Annotated in this window: 16 protein-coding genes; 11 read left to right on the top strand and 5 right to left on the bottom strand. The window is 48.1% G+C overall.

Features of this window, described 5'->3' with window-relative positions; all coding sequences use genetic code 11:
- The first annotated feature begins 2 nt into the window (after window positions 1-2).
- The 8 genes from N179_RS16130 (at window position 3) to manA (ending at window position 5,891) form a co-directional block, all read left to right on the top strand.
- A complete protein-coding gene (locus N179_RS16130) occupies window positions 3-665 on the top strand; it encodes a Crp/Fnr family transcriptional regulator (RefSeq protein ID WP_075643161.1) in 663 nt (220 codons plus the stop codon).
- Between the two features lie 12 nt (window positions 666-677).
- A complete protein-coding gene (locus N179_RS16125; protein ID WP_023466690.1) occupies window positions 678-1,148 on the top strand; it encodes a DMT family transporter in 471 nt (156 codons plus the stop codon).
- Between the two features lie 2 nt (window positions 1,149-1,150).
- Window positions 1,151-1,852, top strand: a complete 702-nt coding sequence (locus tag N179_RS16120; protein WP_075643160.1) for a YjjG family noncanonical pyrimidine nucleotidase — start codon at window positions 1,151-1,153, stop codon at window positions 1,850-1,852.
- A 107-nt stretch (window positions 1,853-1,959) separates the two neighbouring features.
- Window positions 1,960-2,397 carry a GNAT family N-acetyltransferase gene (locus N179_RS16115; RefSeq protein ID WP_083639961.1) on the top strand — a complete coding sequence of 146 codons (438 nt, stop codon included), beginning with the start codon at window positions 1,960-1,962 and terminating at the stop codon, window positions 2,395-2,397.
- A 36-nt stretch (window positions 2,398-2,433) separates the two neighbouring features.
- Entirely contained in the window at window positions 2,434-2,916 is a 483-nt protein-coding gene (locus tag N179_RS16110; RefSeq protein WP_075643158.1) for a GNAT family N-acetyltransferase, read from the top strand.
- A gap of 98 nt (window positions 2,917-3,014) precedes the next feature.
- Window positions 3,015-4,082 carry a YcjF family protein gene (locus N179_RS16105; RefSeq protein WP_035399298.1) on the top strand — a complete coding sequence of 356 codons (1,068 nt, stop codon included), beginning with the start codon at window positions 3,015-3,017 and terminating at the stop codon, window positions 4,080-4,082.
- A 40-nt stretch (window positions 4,083-4,122) separates the two neighbouring features.
- Window positions 4,123-4,764 carry a peroxiredoxin-like family protein gene (locus N179_RS16100; protein WP_075643157.1) on the top strand — a complete coding sequence of 214 codons (642 nt, stop codon included), beginning with the start codon at window positions 4,123-4,125 and terminating at the stop codon, window positions 4,762-4,764.
- A 176-nt stretch (window positions 4,765-4,940) separates the two neighbouring features.
- Window positions 4,941-5,891 carry a mannose-6-phosphate isomerase, class I gene (manA, locus tag N179_RS16095; RefSeq protein ID WP_075643156.1) on the top strand — a complete coding sequence of 317 codons (951 nt, stop codon included), beginning with the start codon at window positions 4,941-4,943 and terminating at the stop codon, window positions 5,889-5,891.
- Between the two features lie 41 nt (window positions 5,892-5,932).
- Here manA and N179_RS16090 read toward each other — a convergent pair whose 3' ends face one another.
- Window positions 5,933-7,267 carry a sugar phosphate nucleotidyltransferase gene (locus tag N179_RS16090; RefSeq protein ID WP_075643155.1) on the bottom strand — a complete coding sequence of 445 codons (1,335 nt, stop codon included), beginning with the start codon at window positions 7,265-7,267 and terminating at the stop codon, window positions 5,933-5,935.
- 40 nt (window positions 7,268-7,307) lie between these two features.
- Between N179_RS16090 and N179_RS16085 the strand changes: the two genes are divergently transcribed.
- Window positions 7,308-7,919 (top strand): response regulator, encoded by a 612-nt coding sequence (locus N179_RS16085; protein ID WP_075643154.1) that lies wholly within the window; start codon window positions 7,308-7,310, stop codon window positions 7,917-7,919.
- Here N179_RS16085 and N179_RS16080 read toward each other — a convergent pair.
- Genes N179_RS16080 through N179_RS16070 form a run of 3 tightly spaced genes read right to left on the bottom strand, consistent with a single transcriptional unit; the run spans window position 7,903 to window position 11,085 of the window.
- Window positions 7,903-8,769, bottom strand: coding sequence for a glycosyltransferase family 2 protein (locus tag N179_RS16080; RefSeq protein WP_075643153.1), 867 nt, complete (start codon window positions 8,767-8,769; stop codon window positions 7,903-7,905). The genes N179_RS16085 and N179_RS16080 overlap by 17 nt on opposite strands.
- Window positions 8,766-9,905, bottom strand: a complete 1,140-nt coding sequence (locus N179_RS16075; protein WP_075643152.1) for a glycosyltransferase family 4 protein — start codon at window positions 9,903-9,905, stop codon at window positions 8,766-8,768. Before N179_RS16075 ends, N179_RS16080 begins: the two co-directional genes overlap by 4 nt.
- A gap of 1 nt (window position 9,906) precedes the next feature.
- Complete coding sequence (locus N179_RS16070) at window positions 9,907-11,085, bottom strand: MATE family efflux transporter (RefSeq protein WP_075643151.1); 1,179 nt, start codon at window positions 11,083-11,085, stop codon at window positions 9,907-9,909.
- Window positions 11,086-11,134: 49 nt separating this feature from the next.
- On the opposite strand from N179_RS16070, the gene N179_RS16065 reads away from it, so the two are divergent.
- Window positions 11,135-12,307, top strand: a complete 1,173-nt coding sequence (locus N179_RS16065; protein ID WP_023466704.1) for a glycosyltransferase — start codon at window positions 11,135-11,137, stop codon at window positions 12,305-12,307.
- A gap of 48 nt (window positions 12,308-12,355) precedes the next feature.
- Here the strand turns inward: N179_RS16065 and N179_RS16060 are convergent, their stop codons facing one another.
- A complete protein-coding gene (locus tag N179_RS16060) occupies window positions 12,356-16,801 on the bottom strand; it encodes a polysaccharide biosynthesis protein (RefSeq protein ID WP_075643150.1) in 4,446 nt (1,481 codons plus the stop codon).
- A 183-nt stretch (window positions 16,802-16,984) separates the two neighbouring features.
- On the opposite strand from N179_RS16060, the gene ypfJ reads away from it, so the two are divergent.
- Window positions 16,985-17,827, top strand: coding sequence for a KPN_02809 family neutral zinc metallopeptidase (gene ypfJ / locus N179_RS16055; protein WP_075643149.1), 843 nt, complete (start codon window positions 16,985-16,987; stop codon window positions 17,825-17,827).
- Window positions 17,828-17,841: the final 14 nt, after the last annotated feature.

Here is a 17,841-nt window from a genome sequence, read left to right as displayed (position 1 = left end):
AAGTGACGGACATTGTGAGCTATTTGGAACGTTATCAGTTAACGCATGTCTTTGACGCATCGCTACGCAAGGCGATGCACATCCAAACGTTCGCACCGGGTGAGGCTTTATGCCGACAAGGCGATGTTGCGCATGAACTCTACCTGCTCGTCGAAGGGAAATTAAAGATCACGCATATGTCGGCAACGGGGAAACGTCTCGTGTTGTCCTTCAAGCATCCGTTTGATCTCGTCGGCGATATTGAGTTCGTTCGAAAGATTGATTTGATGAACACGGTCGAGGCAGTGACACCAGTGACTGTCTTACGCATTGCCTATCCGGATTTGGAAGAAGCACGTGTCCATCATTCTGCCTTTCTATTATTTTTACTCGAGACGATCACGAAAAAGTTTGAATTGAAATCACATACGCTCAGCTTCAATCTGTTGTACCCGGTCGAAGTTCGGCTCGCCAGTTATTTGTTGTCGATGACACCTAATACGGATGCTTTTGCGAGTAAGGAACTCGTCGATGCGGCAGATTTGATCGGGACGAGTTATCGTCACGTCAATCGTGTCTTACGCCAGTTCGTCGACGATGGGTTGATTCGCCGAACACAGCATACGATTGAGATCATTGATCGAGACGGATTGATGGAACGAGTCGGAGAAAGCATTTACGAATGAAGGAGGTGCGACATGGTTACGGGAATCATCCTTGCCCTTTGTGGGGGCATGCTCGTCTGTATTCAAAATACGTTTAACGCAAAAGTCAAAGAACACGTCGGTGCTTGGGCGACGACGACACTAGTCCTTGGACTCGGGTTTCTCGCTTCATTGACGATTGGTTTGATCGTCGAAGGATCACAACTGTTTGCCCTAAAAGAGGCACAAACCTGGTTTTGGTTCAGCGGAATCATTGGTGTCGGTGTCGTCCTCTGTGTGACGCAAGGCGTTCAACAACTCGGACCGAGCCGTGCGATTTCGATCGTCATGGTATCACAAATCCTGTTTGCACTGCTGTGGGATACGCTCGGTTGGTTCGGTTTACAGACCGTTCCGTTTACGTGGACGAAAGCGCTCGGTGTCCTATTGATTGGTGGCGGCGTGCTGTTATTTCAACTGGGCGGGAAAACAACGACTGTACAACACGTACGAAAAGGAGCTTGAATATGTTTTACACGACGGTATTATTCGATATTGACCATACATTACTTGATTTTGAAGCGACGGAACGGATTGCCTTTCGCCGCCTGCTCGAGCAACAAGACTTGCAGTGGACGCCGGAGCGAGAAGCGCGCTATAAAACACTCAATCAAGCACTTTGGAAAGCACTCGAACAAGGCGAGGTGACACGTGAGGAAGTCATTCACTCACGGTTCGTGACGTTCTTCGCGGAAGAAGGACGGACGGTCGACGGACGAGAAGTTGACGAAACGTATCGTGGATATCTCGCACAAGGAACGGAATTGATTCCGGGTGCGACTGAGTTGCTTGAGCAGCTAGCCGGAAACGTCACGATGTACGTCGTCACGAACGGTATTTCGAAGACGCAACGCGCACGGCTCGAGGGCGCTGGATTAACGGATTTCTTTGAAGGGATTTTCGTTTCAGAGGAGACGGGTTTTCAAAAGCCAATGGCAGGATTCTTCGACCACGTGTTTGCGCGAATTCCGCAATTCGACCCAGCGCGAACGATCATCGTCGGGGATTCCTTGTCAGCTGATATCGCAGGTGGCAATCAAGCTGGTATCGCAACATGTTGGTTTAATCCAGAAAGAAAATCAGCGGCGGATATCAAGCCGACGTTTACGATTACGTCGTTAGCCGAACTACCTACGTTGCTTGAAAACGCAGCAGTCCTTCAACAATGAATCAAACCAACCGATAGGAAAGAGAAGGAAAGGGGGCGATCACTGTGCAACGATGTGATCAACAGACGCTGGAGGCAACTCCCGTCTAACTAAAAGGGGAAATGAACATGATTCAACTTGTACCGGTAACAGCAGAAAACTGGGAAGCGTGTTGTGAGCTAGCACTGACAGTAGAACAGCAAGACTTCATGGAAGCGAATGTCTACTCGATCGCGCAAGCGAAGTTCGAACCGAGCCTTGTCCTTCGGGCGATCATTGCAGGTGAAGCCGTCGTTGGTTTTGTGATGTACAACACGGAGCTAGAAGAACTCAACGGCTACTGGATTTACCGCATCATGATTGATCAAGCGCAGCAAGGGAACGGAATCGGACGATTGGCGATGCAAGCCGTAATTGACGAGATGCTAATGCTACCCGCAGCCAAACGAATCGTCGTCGGCTATCGACCGGATAATCAGGCGGCACACCGTTTATATGCGAGTCTCGGCTTCATCGACCACGGGGATCGATTCGGTCGGGAAATGGCAGTGCGATTAGAAGTATAGAACTTGATGAGATGATGAACGAATAGAGGAGACACCATGCACATTCGACTAATGAAAGAATCGGATTATCCAGAAGTCGTTCGGATCTACGAACAAGGAATAAAGACGGAGAACGCGACGTTTCGCACGGAAGCATTACCGTACGAAGAATGGACGAAGCATCACCACGCACACAGCCGCCTCGTTGCGATGGAAGACGAGCAACTGCTCGGCTGGGTCGCGTTAAGTCCATTCTCTTCGATTCCGGCATACGCCGGTGTCGCTGAAATCAGCCTTTATATCGCGGAAGAAGCACGCGGTAAAGGTGTCGGCACACGCTTGATGGAAGACGTCATTCAAGCAAGTGAAGCAGCCGGAATCTGGACGTTGCAATCGCAAATTTTTCCGGAAAATCAAGCGAGTCTACGCCTTCATGAACGATTTGATTTTCGGGAAGTTGGTCGCCGGGAGCGAATCGGTCGGCTCGGAGGCAGATGGCGCGATACGGTATTGCTCGAGCGACGCAGCACATATCTCTAAAATTCGGCAAGGGGACACAATGTTCCCTTGCCTTCTTTGTGTTGAAAGCAAGAGATAACGGGAAAAGACAAACAGCAGAAGAAGGGGGAGGGATCACAATGGATGATTTTTTTGGTGAAGGACTTGAGACCAATCAGCAAAAGCGGAAACGCAAACTGGAGGAAATCTTTGATCAGTCGTTTGAATCGGAGCGACGGGATTTCAATCAATCGCTGGAGCAGGACGTGACGGTTGCCCTGATCGGAGATGTCAATGCGGGAAAATCTTCGACCTTGAACGCGATTCTTGGTCGTGAAGTCGCAACGGTCGGGGCACGCCCGGGTGAAACGGTCCGGATTGATCAAGTAAGGCAGCATCCGGAAGATAAAGTCATCTTCGTCGATACACCAGGATTGAATGATGCCAATACACAGAACTCGGAAGCGACGTGGACGTACTATCAAAGTGCCGATGTCATCCTTTACTTTTTAAATGCGGCAGGTACTGTTTTATCTGAGACGGAGACGAAGAACTTTCGAAAAATCTATCAACATAACCAAAATGTCTTGATCGTCGTCACGAAGATGGATGCGACGGATGATGTCGACACGATCGTCCAGCATATTGCAGAAAAACTACCAGGACCCAAAATCATTCCCGTATCAGCACGAGAAGGAACGAACATCGATCGGCTCCGCCGGGAGGTCCTCGATATCTTAAAAAAGTTCGACAAGGATAATGTGTTCGTTCGCCAGATGGATCCGACCGTTCGTGGGAAGATCGCCAACAACTGGATTGTGGGTGCCGGAACAGCCGCAGGTGCAATTGGTGCCGTCCCGTTCCCGGGAGCTGATATCATTCCATTGACTTCAATTCAAATCGGCTTGATGCTCAAGTTATCGAATCTGTACGAACGACAGTTATCCAAGGAGAGTGCGAAGGAGTTGCTTGTCGTGACGATCGTCGGAAACTCCGGAAAAACCGCCTTTCGGCAAATGGCGAAGCTCGTTCCGGGGTATGGTGCCGTCATTGCCGCGGGCGTTGCTTCGACCGCCACCCTTGCACTCGGATATGGAACAAAATATGTCTATGAGAATAAGCTTGAGCTGACACCGGAACAACTGATGGGGTTCGTGAAACGATTCCGGAAGAAGGCAGAAGAGTCGTCAGAAGAGACAAACGAGTAATCTCCCTGTTATTCTATACAGCAATAAAGGGGGAGAACACATGACACGATTACTCGAAGAAATCAAACAGTATCAATCGGAATTCCGACAAAAGGCACCTGCTGAGAAACAACGGTTGATGGCGGAAGCGACAGCTGAGCTGGCTGCTTCTGGTATCGCTAAAGGTCTAGGTGTCGGTGATACGATTCCACACTTTACGTTACCCGATGTATCTGGCAAGTCTGTGGCGATCGAGACATTACTCGAGCAAGGTCCTGTCATCTTAACATTCTACCGGGGTGGCTGGTGTCCGTACTGCAATCTCGAGCTTCGCGCGTATGAACGGGAAATCGATCGTATTCGTGCGCTGGGAGCGACTGTCGTTGCAATCAGTCCAGAGACACCTGATTTTGCTGAACAGACGATAAACAAGAATGCGTTAAGTTTCCCTGTCTTAAGTGACATTGATCTATATGTATCCCGTCAATTTGATTTGGTGTTCGACCTGCCAGATTATCTGATTGAGATTTACAAAGTATCGGGACTTGATGTAGCGAAGCACAACGGAAATGAGGATTGGCAGTTACCGAAACCGGCGACGTTCATCATTGATACCGGTGGTGTGATTCGTTTCGCTGAAGTATCATCAGATTATACGAAACGCGTGGATCCGCAGACGATCATCGATTATCTTGAACAATAAAAGAGCTAGCAAACTATACGAAAACCAACTCCTAGTGAAGCACTAAGAGTTGGTTTTTTTATGATTCAATCTGTTTTATTTGGATAATATAGACATAAAAATGGGTATAAAGAGGTAACCAAACGTATAGATGGAGGTGAAGCGTCGCTCCTAGTCTATCGGGAGTCCGCGTCGATATGTATGCCATTCAACCAATTTTCAAAGAACGAATTTGGGGCGGTCGACGTTTAGAGGCGTTGTTTCAGTTTGAGTTACCAGAAGGACAAATTGGAGAATGTTGGACAGCATCTGCTCACGCGAGTGGGCGGACGTACTTCTTAGATGGACCTGATCAGGGGAAGACGCTAGATGAATTATGGCAAACGAAACGGACAGAATTATTCGGTGATTATCTGCTGGATGCCTTTCCGCTTCATGTAAAATTTCTGGACTCGTCCGCCTACTTATCCGTTCAAGTCCATCCGAACGATGAGGAGGCACGACGGCTAGAAGGAGAACCATACGGCAAGAATGAGTGCTGGTATATCTTAGAGGCTGCACCAGAGGCAGAAATCATTCTTGGTCATAATCTACAATCACGAGATGCCCTGTTCCGGTGCGCGCAAGAAAAGGACTGGGAGACGTCACTTCGGCATCAAAAAGTTAAACCTGGCGAATTCTATTACATTCCGAGTGGTACGATTCACGCTCTAGGACCAGGCATCGTTCTTCTTGAGATTCAACAGATGAGCGATCGAACGTATCGACTATATGATTACGACAGATTAGGAGATGACGGGAAACCGAGAGAATTGCACGTTGAGAAGGCAATCGCTGTCACGACGATTCCAGATGAGCCGTGGACGAATCAACCAGAGACGATCATCAAGGAAGGGGGCATCATGACGAAGTTGCTTCAAGTACCCTCCTTTACGGTGATCCGTCATGAAGTAACCGGTCGATACACATTACAGGATCATCCAGTCTTTCGATTATTGACTGTCATTGAAGGTAAAGGAGAAGCGCGACAGGGGAAGCGCGTGATTCCTTTACAGAAAGGGAAACAATTCTTTGTACCGCGTCGAGCGGGAGATTACGAAATAGCGGGATCCGTCACATTTGTGACGAGTGAAGTGTTTTTAGATTAGAGCAGACGAAAGGGCACCGATAGGAGGTGCCCTTTCTAACATCATGGTTTGGAACGAATCGAGGTCGGAAGTGGATAGTTATCTTGCTCCGTCCAATCGATGGAATATTTAATTTCAATCATGATCAGATCCTCTAGTGTGGTCAGCGTATGCGGAATACCTTGTGGGATATGCACAACAGAAGTTGGTCCGAGTTGCTGTGACTGACCATCGATCAGTGCCTCAGCGCGACCTTGTAAGATGCTCCATGTCGAATCGGTATGCGCATGATAATGATGACTGATTTGCTGATGTGCCTTGATATGCAGCCGTCGGGTCACGGCATAACGCCCGTCCTCTAGTTGCTGTTGATGTAAAATCGTCGCATAGCCCCAGCGTTTCCACTCAAATTGTGGTGGCAAAGTGTCATCCGTCAAATATTCTTTTAAAGCAGGTGTCTCGTCTTTGGACGCAACGAGGACACCATCTGGACTCACCGACACGATTAAGTTATCGAGTCCGATGCCAAGGACCGGAACCTGTAATTCATTGACGATATGTGTATTTTTCGAGTGGAGCATTCGGGCGTTTCCGTGAAGCGGATGCGGCATCTCTTCCGTTAATGTATTCCATGTTCCGAGATCTTTCCAGTAGCCTTCATACCGATGAACGAATAAAGAATCGGTCTTTTCAACGACCGCATAATCAAATGATGTTTTTTCTAGTGCCTCGTAGTTCGAACGGAGCGCCTCGAATGTCGTCGGCACATCTTGTTCTTCTAGACACTGCATTAAGAAGTCAAGGCGACAGGCAAAGACACCACAGTTCCATAGTGCACCTTGTTCGATTAAGTCACTCGCGACTTCAACAGTCGGTTTCTCTTGGAAGCGATCGACGATGGACATATTTTCGGAAGTCTGCGGAATGATATAGCCATATTTTGATGTCGGATGCAACGGTTCGACCCCCATTAAATGAAGCGCATCCGGATGTTCTTGAACGGCTTGGTCCAGTTGCTCGAAGCGTTCAAAGAACGATAGTTCAACGTAAGGATCGACCGGCATGATGATGACCGTCTCTTCTAAATTGATCCGTTCTGCGAGATAACTTGTCGCAAGCATGATGGCAGGGAACGTATCGCGACGTGAGGGTTCTTGAATGACGGAAGTACGGAAGCCTAGCTGATTTTCGATTGCATCGACTTGTGAACTCGTCGTCGTAATGACTGTCCGGTCGTCCAGACCGACTTCCTGAAGTTGTTGGAAGACCCGCTCCATCATCGATTGTTTATTACCATCGCGATCTTCTAGAATCTTTAAGAACTGTTTCGAGTTTAAATCGTTCGAGAGCGGCCAAAGCCGTTTTCCGGATCCACCTGATAGTAAAAGAATATACATTGACGACCATCCTTTCTTTTTAAAACGGAGGCGATAGCATATGGCACTTTATCTATTAGTTGACTCACATGAACCGACAAGACGGATTTTACGTCGTAAACTACTGGCAGCGGGACAAGACGTACAGGAAGCAGGATCAGGAGAAGAGGCTTTGGAACAACTCAGCAATTCCGACGTTGATGTCTTGTTGACGGAACTTCGACTTCCAGAAATGGATGGTGTCGAGCTGTTACGTGCTGCTAAACAACGGGCGCCGTTAACGAAACAAATCGTCTTGACGGACTATATGCAAGTCCATACGTTGCTGGCAGCTGTGAACGCAGGAAACGTCAGTCGGATGATGACGAAACCATTGAAAATTGACGATCGAGTTCTTAGTATCATGACGCGCATCGGAGATGAGGTCGTGGAAACGAAGCAACGTAAACGGAATCTGGGACAACATTTTACCGATGTGTTAATCAATTCAAACCGTCCGTATTGTCTCTTTTACGAAGATGGATCAATCATCAGTCAACGTGCCCTGACGATTGATCATCATGAACAGATTCTAGAAGACCAAAACGGTATTCATCGCTTCGAATTCCCGACACAGTTCGGAACGTACATCCTCTATCAATCGCTGACCGGCAGTCTTACGAAACCCGTTTGAAGAAGAGAGACTCTACACCAATGAAGCTAAGACGCAAGTACATGTAGATGACGCCAACGGTCAACAGCGGATGACGGCTGTATTTTCTTAAGTTAGCCTGATGATAGAGAACAGGACGGAAGAAATACCAACGTCGTAAGGCTTTCATGAAGCCGCCCTGTTCCGCGTCGAGCGTCGCGGGCATGACATCAAAGTAATAGCGTTTCTTTCGAAGCAGGTCATTTAATTCGACCTGCTTTTCGTTGTGGTGTACGTAGGTGAACGTCGCACGGCGAATGATCCCGCCTTGTTCCAGATAACGGATCGTCGGCTGCGTCTCTTCGAAACTGATTTGCGTCGGATCAATCTCGCCAGAAGCGACATACGCCTCGAGTCGCCAGAAGCGAGCGGCTTCCATCGTATGCGTGTCGAGTTGATCCGTCGGAACGTTGAATAGGTTACGCTCAAAGACCTTCACTTGACTGAAGTAATTATCATAATCACTGTACGCGCGTTCGGGAATGACGAGTGCTCCGACCTCTAAATGTGCCTCAAGATATAAGAGGCAGCTTTTTAATAGCTGTTCTTCAAGTACCATATCGGAATCAATGATATAGAGGTATTCGATATCGTGTTGCTTTAAGCGATCAATGGCAGTCTTGCGAGCGATACCTCGTTCACCGTGCGGCAGCGCAAGCACTTCAAATCGTGTATCATTTGCGGTCAATCGACGCATCGTCGCGACAGTCGAATCGGTCGAACCATCATCCGCGATGACACAAAGGAAAGAAGCCTGTTGTGTCTGAAGTGAGCGGATCGTTTCCGTGATGATTGCTTCATTTTCGTATGTGGACATAGCGATTCCAATCATGAAAAATCCTCCTTCAGTGCGACAGGTATTAATTCGCGTTGCAACCAGTTACGAAACGCTTGACCTGTATGATCCCAGTGCAAGGTCTGAGCGAAACGATGACCGGCTGCTTGAATCATTACGTATTCTTCGGGGTCACGTAAGCAAGCCCGCATCTCGGCAGCAAGGGCACCCGGGGTCTGACTTTTGGCCATGTAACCAGTCATACCATACTGGACGGCGTCACGCAGTCCAGGTGCGTCATAGACAATCGTTGGTGTACCGACAGCCGCCGCTTCACTGACCGTCAGACCCCAACCTTCTCGTTTAGAAGGAAACAGGAGCGCCGTCGCGCGACTCATCCGTTCGAGCTTTTCTTCCTCACTGACGAATCCAAAATAGGTGATGGCGTCACGCATCTCTTCCGGGACGATTGGATGAAGATGCTCGGTGATATACGCCTCGTCTTTTTTTCCGATAACCCAGAAACGAGCGTCAGGATACTCCCGTTTAACGATGACGAAAGCTTGGAGTGCATCATTGATTCCTTTATAGGCCGACATCCGTCCAGCGTATAAAAAAGTCGGATGTGCTTCTTTAGGCTTCCAGTCTTCTTCGTTCCATGGGATAAAGGAGAGACCTTCCGGTAGAATCGTCACGTCGTCCTTGGAGAAGCCGACAGCAAGTAGATCGTCTGCCGTGGACTGACTGACCGTCAACGCGCGACCGGTCCGGTACAGCTGCAGACGCGGTGTTTCCGTCCATTCGCCGACGTATGAAAACGGAGGACGAACATTGATTTGCCAGATTTCACGTGTCAGTTGATGAATGAAGAGGGCACGTTTCGCTAATGGAACATACAAGGGTGTGAAAAAGTGATGAGTGTTCATCTGGTCGACGACTAAATCAATCGTCGCAGCATGCGACTGATAATAAGAAAAGGCGAGCGGAACAACGGAAAGCGCAGTACCTCTCCGGATATAAGTGATTCCATCCAAATACTCGACATCGTGTCCGCCTTCGAATGCGGGAGAAAAATGAGTGATTTCATACTCATCACTGACACGTCGGAGCATCTCGTGTGTGAATACTTCTGCGCCACCGGCTTTCGGATGTTTGATATCGCGCCAAGATAAAAAAAGTAGATGGGGTTTCATGTTATGCCTCCTTCACGGGATCGGGGTGTCGAGGTAAGGTGAAACGTAAAATCAGGGCGCCAAATAAAAAGACACCTGCTTGTGCAAGCAACCAAATCTCGACGGTCGAGTGAAATGTCGTCAAAACAAGGACGAACAGAATCAGAATCAGCCAATAGCCTTTCAAGTAACCAGTTCGATGTAGGGAAAACTGGACGAGTGCTTCGTATTGAATCAATGTGATGCCGACATAAACGAAAACCATATATTTGATGTAATGAGTTGCCATGTCATAGCCGCTCCCAAATAGAAGCGGAATCAGATAAGGAACAATCGTCCAGTACACCAAAACAGCAAGAGCCATTCCACCTAATAAGATGCGATAAAAGCGACGCTCCCAAAGAAGAAAGGCTTCGTCCTGACTTTTTTGGCTTAAGCGTGGCAACAACAATTGGGCGAGTGATAACGCAACGAACAACAGGAGTTGACCAAACCGTAAGGCAACGGAATAATCTCCAGCTAATTGCGGGAAGTAACGGGTGACGAGAAGACTATCGAGAGTGAAAAATAGTGTCATGACGACCTGTGTATGGATCATATGGACGAGTCCGTTCGCATGAATACGCCCGCTACTAACCGGGAACGTGACTTGTATCAGACTTAATAGATAGGACGCGATCATGCCAGCCAAGATGAACAACAGTGCATAACTGACGTTCGTTTGTTGAATCAAAAGCCATGTGGCTAGGACTTTGACGACGGATTCGATGTAATACGAGAGGTTCAGGGCATAGAAGCGTTCGGTCGCTTGTAAGACACCACGACGAAAAGATAGAAGGATATGAAACACGATGATGAAATAAACAATTAGTAGGTTTATTTTGGTAAAGGGCAGGAAATAAGGTAATGCATAAAGTAAAATAAGTAAGAAGCACCCTGTAACCACCAGTATACGAAAACGGAGCTTTTGGTAATCATTTGTCTTCTGTTGACTGTAGTCACGCGTCACGGTCCATTGTAAAGCGCCACCGATGATGAGTAGAAGACCTAAGAAAGCTAGATAAGCATTCAGTAATCCGTAGACAGCACTAGAAAGCTCACGGGCTAATAGTAAATGATAGGCATAGTTCACGAGATTCAACGCTACATCGAGAATCGGAAAAATCAACAGGACGGCATGTCGCTGAATGAAACTTGTCATGGAGCCACCTCCCATCAGTCAGAGCTGTTTTACGGAAAGGATGAAACTTATGAGTCAAGGACATATTGCTGTTTTTACCGATCACTCACGGCATATTCCATACGAATCATTGATTTCTTATTATCCGGTTTTGTTTTATACACAACCTGGTAGATGTCCTGCCTCGTTCGAACAAATCGCCAGCACTGAAATTCAAGAAGCTGAAGAACACGAGATTCTGTTGTACGTCGTCGACTATAAAACGCGTGAAGAGGAGATTGCGATCGCCAATCAGATTCGAGCTGTACGTCCACGATCTAAAATCCTGTTGATTAAAGAAGCGATTCGTTTAAAGGGGGATTTCCCGTATCATACGGTTCAAGGAGACGGGATGCTTCGTCTGTTTTCTTATCGCCCAGCATATCCGAATGAATTGTTTGCTGAAATTCAACATATCATCCATCCTGAATATCCCATTTTAAAGGATACTATAGCCTTTATATTGCCAATATTTAACGAAGAGAAACGTTTTAATTATGTAAAAGATTTTTTAGAGTCGCTTGCGACCTTCATCAGCGAAGACTATATTCACGCTTCGATCAATTTCTTTGATGATGCTTCATCGGATCGATCGAAAGCACTCTTACAGGAGTACCGGTCGATCGTCATGGAAGCGACCGATACGTTGTTCACGGTCGGATATCTCGAAGTACATCAGGTCGAACAAAATACACGGAAGGCCGGTCTGTTCATCGAGGGAATGAAAAACGTCTCGAGTGATTATTATGTCTTCGTCGATGCGGATAACTCGTTTCGGATCGAAGACATCGCACGGCTGTTAACGATCGCCCAGGAAGGATATTATGACATCGTCGTCGGGACGAAGGATTTGACGATCGAAGACCGTGGAGCCGTCCGGCGTTTCATGAGCTTTGGAAAACGAAATTTGACACGGTTCTTCTTACCAAAAGGGGTGACTGATTCGCAGACCGGTCTAAAGATCATCAACCGACGGGTCGTCCATCGTCTGTTGCCTTATCTACACGTCGAGAGTGGTCTCGCAATCGATTTAGAGCTGATGTATGCAGCGAAAAAGGAACGATTACGGGTCTACCAACAACCCGTGACCTGCATCGAGCGCGAAGGATCGCACGTCAATCTTGTTAAGGATTCCGTCGCGTTCTTGAAGACGATGGTCAGCCTGTATCAGCGCCACCGAAAAGAGGAAGTACCGGTCAAATGAAAAGGACAATGGGGATCCGTGGGATCTCCATTGTCCTTTTTCGATATACTATTTCTGGTTTCGTTTCAGACGAGGAAGACGTTGCTTGAACACGGACGATAGGCGTTGTCGGATAGCTAGACCACGATTGCTTGTCATGAAATAAATCAACAAGATACTAAGTGGGAGCGCTAAGACGAGGATGGTCAGTCCGGCGTAATAAATCGGACGCAACACGACTGTCACATGTGCCGTCTTTTCGTTCGAACGATATAACTGACTGACGCCGTTTAATGCCGTGTCACCACGCATCACTTCCTGATCTGTCTGGAGCTTAAATAACGGTGTCGGAGAATCATTGACCGTAAAGCGACCGAGTGGCGCATCACCGTTTATATCCCGTCCCATCTGTGAGGCATCGACGTCAAGCGCACGAGCAGGTTCTGTTGCGAACAGCGTACCGCTTTGCTCGGAGAGAACGAGTTGATCGACTAGAATCAGTTGATCGTACGGTAGCACTTCTAAATTCTTCAGACGCAATTGCCCAGCCTTTTTCTCATTTCCGCGCGTCCAGATGTGCAACTGCATCCGGACAGTCTTCTTCGGTGGAATGACAATTTGTTCATAGTGGTTCCACTGCTTCTTTTTCTTTTCTTCGACTTCATTGATGAAATCCGTACCGATGACCCGATCATCTTTATCCAGGTAATACACTTTGAGGTGTCGTTGACGGACGTTCTTGCTGACGGCGTCGAACTGGATCAAATATTCGTGATTCGGTTTCACCTTCATTTTTTGCGAGGCATAAATATACCAATCACAGGAGCAGGTCGGCTCATAATCAATCGTATAGCCGTCTTCGGTCTCACTCGCGTCGAACATATCGTCCGTGATCGAGACACACGTCGCACAATTCGCTGCCGCTTCCGGAGCGGCGAGGGCTTTATCGGTGACGATCTCGTTCTGGTCGAACTTGTGCAGATCCTTCCAATCGACGAGTGACGGCACCTTGCTCGCATAGGATAGTTCTAACTGATAGCGTCCCTTCTCGAGTGGGATATCGGATAACTTCACATCGTATAACGTTTGGTAAACATCGCTCAACTCTGTCATCCGGTACGGAAACGCTAAGTGTAGCGGATCGTACGTCACCGTCTGATTACCGATCTGCTGTTGGTGCTTTTGACCGGCTAGAATGTCAGCACGAGACAAAGCGCGTTCAAAGACGACCTGCTTTCCGTCTCGGATTTTGACAGTGATTCGACCATCGTTGCCTGGCGGTGGAGTCAACATCAATTGGAGCTGATACTCGGTCGCTTCACGAATATCGATTGAACGCTGTAAACGTCCCCGTTGCGCAGCGATTCCTTTCCCAAAGCTCAGTCCAGGATAGTTTCGTTCCGACTGCAAGTGACCGGTGTAATCGAATCCGGTCTCTGCCTCGAGTACCATTAAGGTCTTCGTGAAAGCGAGTGTATCATCGACGCGTTTTCGTAAAGCAGTCAGCTTTTCTTCCGGTATCAGAACGATGTTTTGGATCGCATTAAAACCTTCCGTGTTCGTCACGCTGAGCGTCGCAGGACCGCTCGGCGTCGTGAACGAACCGATCGGAACCCAAGCGAGTTTAGCACCGGATCGTTGTCGAGTTGGAATCGTGACGCCTCGTTTATTGAGGGTTAGATCCAGTTGTCCACCTTTTTGGTTCAGCAGCACACGGGCAAACCCAGCGTAACGACCGGCAGGCAAGTCTTTCGTCATCGTAAACGTGTTCGGAATCATATAATCCTCATAGCTGAATATTTTAATATCATGGACCCACCAATACGTTTTCCGCTCGGGGCGCTGGAAGCTGAGTAGATCAATCCGCATCGTTTTTGCGTTTCGTGGTGTGACATATTCACCTTGCAAGTGAATCGCATCGACATCACCGGAATCACGCGGAGCGACGACATACGTTTGATTCAGCTCGCGATCCTTCGCATCAAAGAACCGGACCTTGACGTGGAGCCGGTCGACACCGCGACCGCTCGCTGTAATATCAAAGCGGTAGGCGTTATTCGGTCGTGCCGGCAGCTTACCGGATTTCGCGACTTGCCAGATGTATTTCGGATCGCCTTCCGCGACTTCCGCATGAAGGACAGGCAGGTTATTATCTTTTGACATCGGGTTCGGAGATAAGTCGACGATGTCCGGGTTATCGGCTTTGAAGAATGTCTCATCCTCAAGCATCGAATTAAAGGAGGCGACCTGCTTCGCCTGTAATCCATCTAATTTATAGACCGGCGCGTCAATCCGGGCGGAAGCAAACGAGAGACCGATCCCGTCTCCAAAATCGAGGTCAAACGACGGATTCGTCATCCCTTGCGTTCGTAAATACCAGCGCCAATCATTGTTGGCGAGAAACGTCTTACCCCAGTTCAGGAAGGCATTGGCTGAATCAATCGCATCGAACGGTTTCCAGTAGTATTCGTCCGGTACTTGGCTGAGAACAAGGTCGTTTTCCTCGATCATTTCGACGATATCACCCTTTTTCATCCAGGAGAGGCTATCCTGATGTGCTTGTGTCGCATATAAAATCGATTGACGACCGAGATTGTAGCCAGCCAGTGTCGGATAACTGATCGACCGTTCGAGTCCATAAGGGGTCAACATCAATTGTGGAACGGTCCGGGTATCGAGCGGTGCAATCAAGTCGAATAAGGTGAACAAGCCGACTTGTTTCGTTTGTACGAGATCACGTTGTTCCTGCAGAACCTTTAGATTGAAGTCTTGTCGGTCCTTCATCCCCGTGTACTCATCCCGGTAGGCGAATTGCTTCAATCCGAATGCTTTCGCGATCTGTCCAGCTTGTTCCGAGCGACCGGTGTCGAGTAGATATTGCATGAACGTCATCATGTAACCAATCGTCGGTGATGCTCCTTCATGATGAAAGACGGTATCGTGTGCCGACGTATAGACTTGTACGTCACCCGTAGCTTTGATTTCGCCACCTTTTCGTGGATTTTGATTCCAGCGTGGAGTCGCGATGCCGGTACTTGGTTGCGTCATCTCGTCTGCAATCGGGAATTGCAACCACTTCCCATTGACTTCTTCTTGGATAGCCGTGTATTCCTTAGGCATCTTGACCGGATGATAAAAACCTTCCATATAGACAGTCCGGTAAGGGAGGAAAAAGCAGGCGACGACGATCAGCGTACCGACGATCGAGACGACCCGGTACAACTTCGGTGGAATCGTCCGGGACGCACGGATAAAGACGGCATTTAATCCGACGGCGAGCAACAAGCTGTAACTGACCATCAAGAGACCAACTAGCTTATTCGGATCGCGGAACATCGCACCAATCAACGGTGTCTTCGTCACGAACAGGACAAACGCATCGGCAACTTGTTCATGGGTACCGGTCGCAAAGACGATCAGCGGAATCGCAAGCAGACTAAAGAACAGATGGATCGGTTGCCGATACGCGACGACGGCTCCTAGCAAGATGAGTAAAAGTGTAATCGCGCCAGCAATCCAAAACGTCAGCGGTAACGTAGTCAAATCAAACATCGGCCACCAGTAGCTCGTTAAAAATAAAACGTTCGTCCAGCTCGAGTGTCGGCTGAACAACATCAACGTATCAGAGACATTGATATTGTGTTGTGAAGCTTGTGATCCAGTCAGGATCGAGCCGACGTACATCAAGAACCAATATCCATTGAATAGTAGAAAAACGAGACCAAACGCACAAGTCGCCCGAGCATAAAACCATAGTAACGACGACCAAATCCGTTCTTTGCGACGCGTCCAACTTGTCTTTAGGAAAATGAGTCCGACCATGATTCCCATATAGATCAGCGAGAAGAAGAAATAATGGATCCCCGCCGCCATGAAGGCAAAGACGATCGATAGTCCGGTGATATCAATCCATGTCCGTCGACTCAATCGATCAGACAAACGGAAACCAGGATCGAGCTGTTCCCGAAACTTCGGGTCGAAGATGTTGAAGAACAACATCAAAGCGTAAGGGAAGACGGAATAGCCACATAATAAATAGATATGTTGAATCCGCGTAATCACCCACGGGTTCAAGGCATAAAACAACGCGGCAATCGCAAAGGCAATCAGTGAGAGATAAGAAAAGTGCTTCGAGACATAAACCGAGTGGAGCCGTTTCGTAAAAGCGAACATCGATAAAGCAGAGATCGTCAACAGTCCGATGATGAATGACTTGATCAAGACGGGACCGGATGAGCCAAACAATAGACTGAGTACATAAAACGGTAGGATGTAGAGCAATCGTGCGACATTCAGAAGCGTCGTCGTGCTCCAGCGGTTGTTCCAAGCCCCATAAATTTCTTCTAAGTAGCGATGGGAGGATAGTCCGAAGGATAGATCGCTAAACGTCACCATACCGGAACGAAACAACGGAAAGCTATAAATTAGGATGAATACAAACATACCAGATAGGACAAGGATGTCCTTACGGTACGTATGCATGAAGTTCTTGAGGTGTTGACGGAACGAGTGCATCGGACAACTCCTTTCTGCGAAAATCCGTGCTGAACTTCTTCTCTACAGGAGGGCGATATTCCTAGAAATGGATGTACTTATTTTAGCAATGAATACGAGAAGGAACGTCCATCCTAAGACGGAGCGTTACGGACGAATGCTTTCGGGTAAAGACCTACAACGAAACGAGTAGGAGGAAAGCGCATGAAATGGAAGGGAAGAGAACGGAGTTCAAACGTTGAGGATCGGCGAGGAATGGGTGGGAAAGGAATCGCCGGCATCGGTGGTGGTGTCGGAATCATCCTGCTGATCGTCATCACCTTGATGGGCGGTAATCCAGCTGAGTTACTCGGAGACTTAACCGGTGAGGATCAGCAAAATACGACGTACGAAGAAACAGCACAGGAAAAAGAAGCAGCGGATTTCGTCTCTGTCGTCTTAGCGGATACGGAACGGGTCTGGACGAAGGAATTCAAAGAGGATGGTAAGACCTATAAAGAACCGAAGCTCGTCTTATATACGGATCAAGTCAGTTCGGCTTGCGGACAAGCAGGGAAGTCCGTCGGTCCCTTTTATTGTCCCGGCGATCAGAAATTATACATTGATTTAAGCTTTTATGATGAACTGCAGACGAAGTACGGGGCACCGGGCGATTTTGCGATGGCTTATGTCATTGCGCACGAGGTCGGACACCACGTCCAGACGTTACTCGGAAAGTCGGATGAGATCATGCCCCTTCGAGAGAAAATGAGTGAGGAGAAGTTCAACAAGTACCTCGTTCGATTCGAACTACAGGCCGATTATTATGCCGGCGTCTGGGCGCATCATGCGCAAGGCGAAAACTTGCTCGAAGAAGGCGATCTTGAAGAAGCGTTGACGGCAGCGAATGCTGTCGGGGATGATACGTTACAAGAGAAGGGACAAGGATATGTCGTACCGGAGAGTTTCACCCACGGCACATCAGCGCAACGAGAACGTTGGTTCCAAAAAGGCTTTGATAACGGCACGATCGAAGGTGGAGACACATTCAAAGCGAAGAACCTATAAAAATACCAAAAAAC

Origin of the sequence: Exiguobacterium indicum HHS 31 (assembly GCF_001939065.1) — a bacterium.
Classification (GTDB): Bacteria; Bacillota; Bacilli; order Exiguobacteriales; family Exiguobacteriaceae; genus Exiguobacterium_A; species Exiguobacterium_A indicum.
This window is presented reverse-complemented; position numbering and strand designations above follow the sequence as displayed.

What these genes read in the sequence shown, in the direction of transcription:
- N179_RS16065 (WP_023466704.1), top strand. Translation starts at nt 11,135, where the DNA reads ATGAGTCAAGGACATATTGCTGTTTTTACCGATCACTCACGGCATATT.
- manA (WP_075643156.1), top strand. Translation starts at nt 4,941, where the DNA reads ATGTATGCCATTCAACCAATTTTCAAAGAACGAATTTGGGGCGGTCGA.
- N179_RS16080 (WP_075643153.1), bottom strand. Translation starts at nt 8,769, where the DNA reads ATGATTGGAATCGCTATGTCCACATACGAAAATGAAGCAATCATCACG.
- N179_RS16110 (WP_075643158.1), top strand. Translation starts at nt 2,434, where the DNA reads ATGCACATTCGACTAATGAAAGAATCGGATTATCCAGAAGTCGTTCGG.
- N179_RS16125 (WP_023466690.1), top strand. Translation starts at nt 678, where the DNA reads ATGGTTACGGGAATCATCCTTGCCCTTTGTGGGGGCATGCTCGTCTGT.
- N179_RS16105 (WP_035399298.1), top strand. Translation starts at nt 3,015, where the DNA reads ATGGATGATTTTTTTGGTGAAGGACTTGAGACCAATCAGCAAAAGCGG.
- N179_RS16085 (WP_075643154.1), top strand. Translation starts at nt 7,308, where the DNA reads ATGGCACTTTATCTATTAGTTGACTCACATGAACCGACAAGACGGATT.
- N179_RS16100 (WP_075643157.1), top strand. Translation starts at nt 4,123, where the DNA reads ATGACACGATTACTCGAAGAAATCAAACAGTATCAATCGGAATTCCGA.
- N179_RS16060 (WP_075643150.1), bottom strand. Translation starts at nt 16,801, where the DNA reads ATGCACTCGTTCCGTCAACACCTCAAGAACTTCATGCATACGTACCGT.
- ypfJ (WP_075643149.1), top strand. Translation starts at nt 16,985, where the DNA reads ATGAAATGGAAGGGAAGAGAACGGAGTTCAAACGTTGAGGATCGGCGA.
- N179_RS16090 (WP_075643155.1), bottom strand. Translation starts at nt 7,267, where the DNA reads ATGTATATTCTTTTACTATCAGGTGGATCCGGAAAACGGCTTTGGCCG.
- N179_RS16120 (WP_075643160.1), top strand. Translation starts at nt 1,151, where the DNA reads ATGTTTTACACGACGGTATTATTCGATATTGACCATACATTACTTGAT.
- N179_RS16075 (WP_075643152.1), bottom strand. Translation starts at nt 9,905, where the DNA reads ATGAAACCCCATCTACTTTTTTTATCTTGGCGCGATATCAAACATCCG.
- N179_RS16070 (WP_075643151.1), bottom strand. Translation starts at nt 11,085, where the DNA reads ATGACAAGTTTCATTCAGCGACATGCCGTCCTGTTGATTTTTCCGATT.
- N179_RS16115 (WP_083639961.1), top strand. Translation starts at nt 1,960, where the DNA reads ATGATTCAACTTGTACCGGTAACAGCAGAAAACTGGGAAGCGTGTTGT.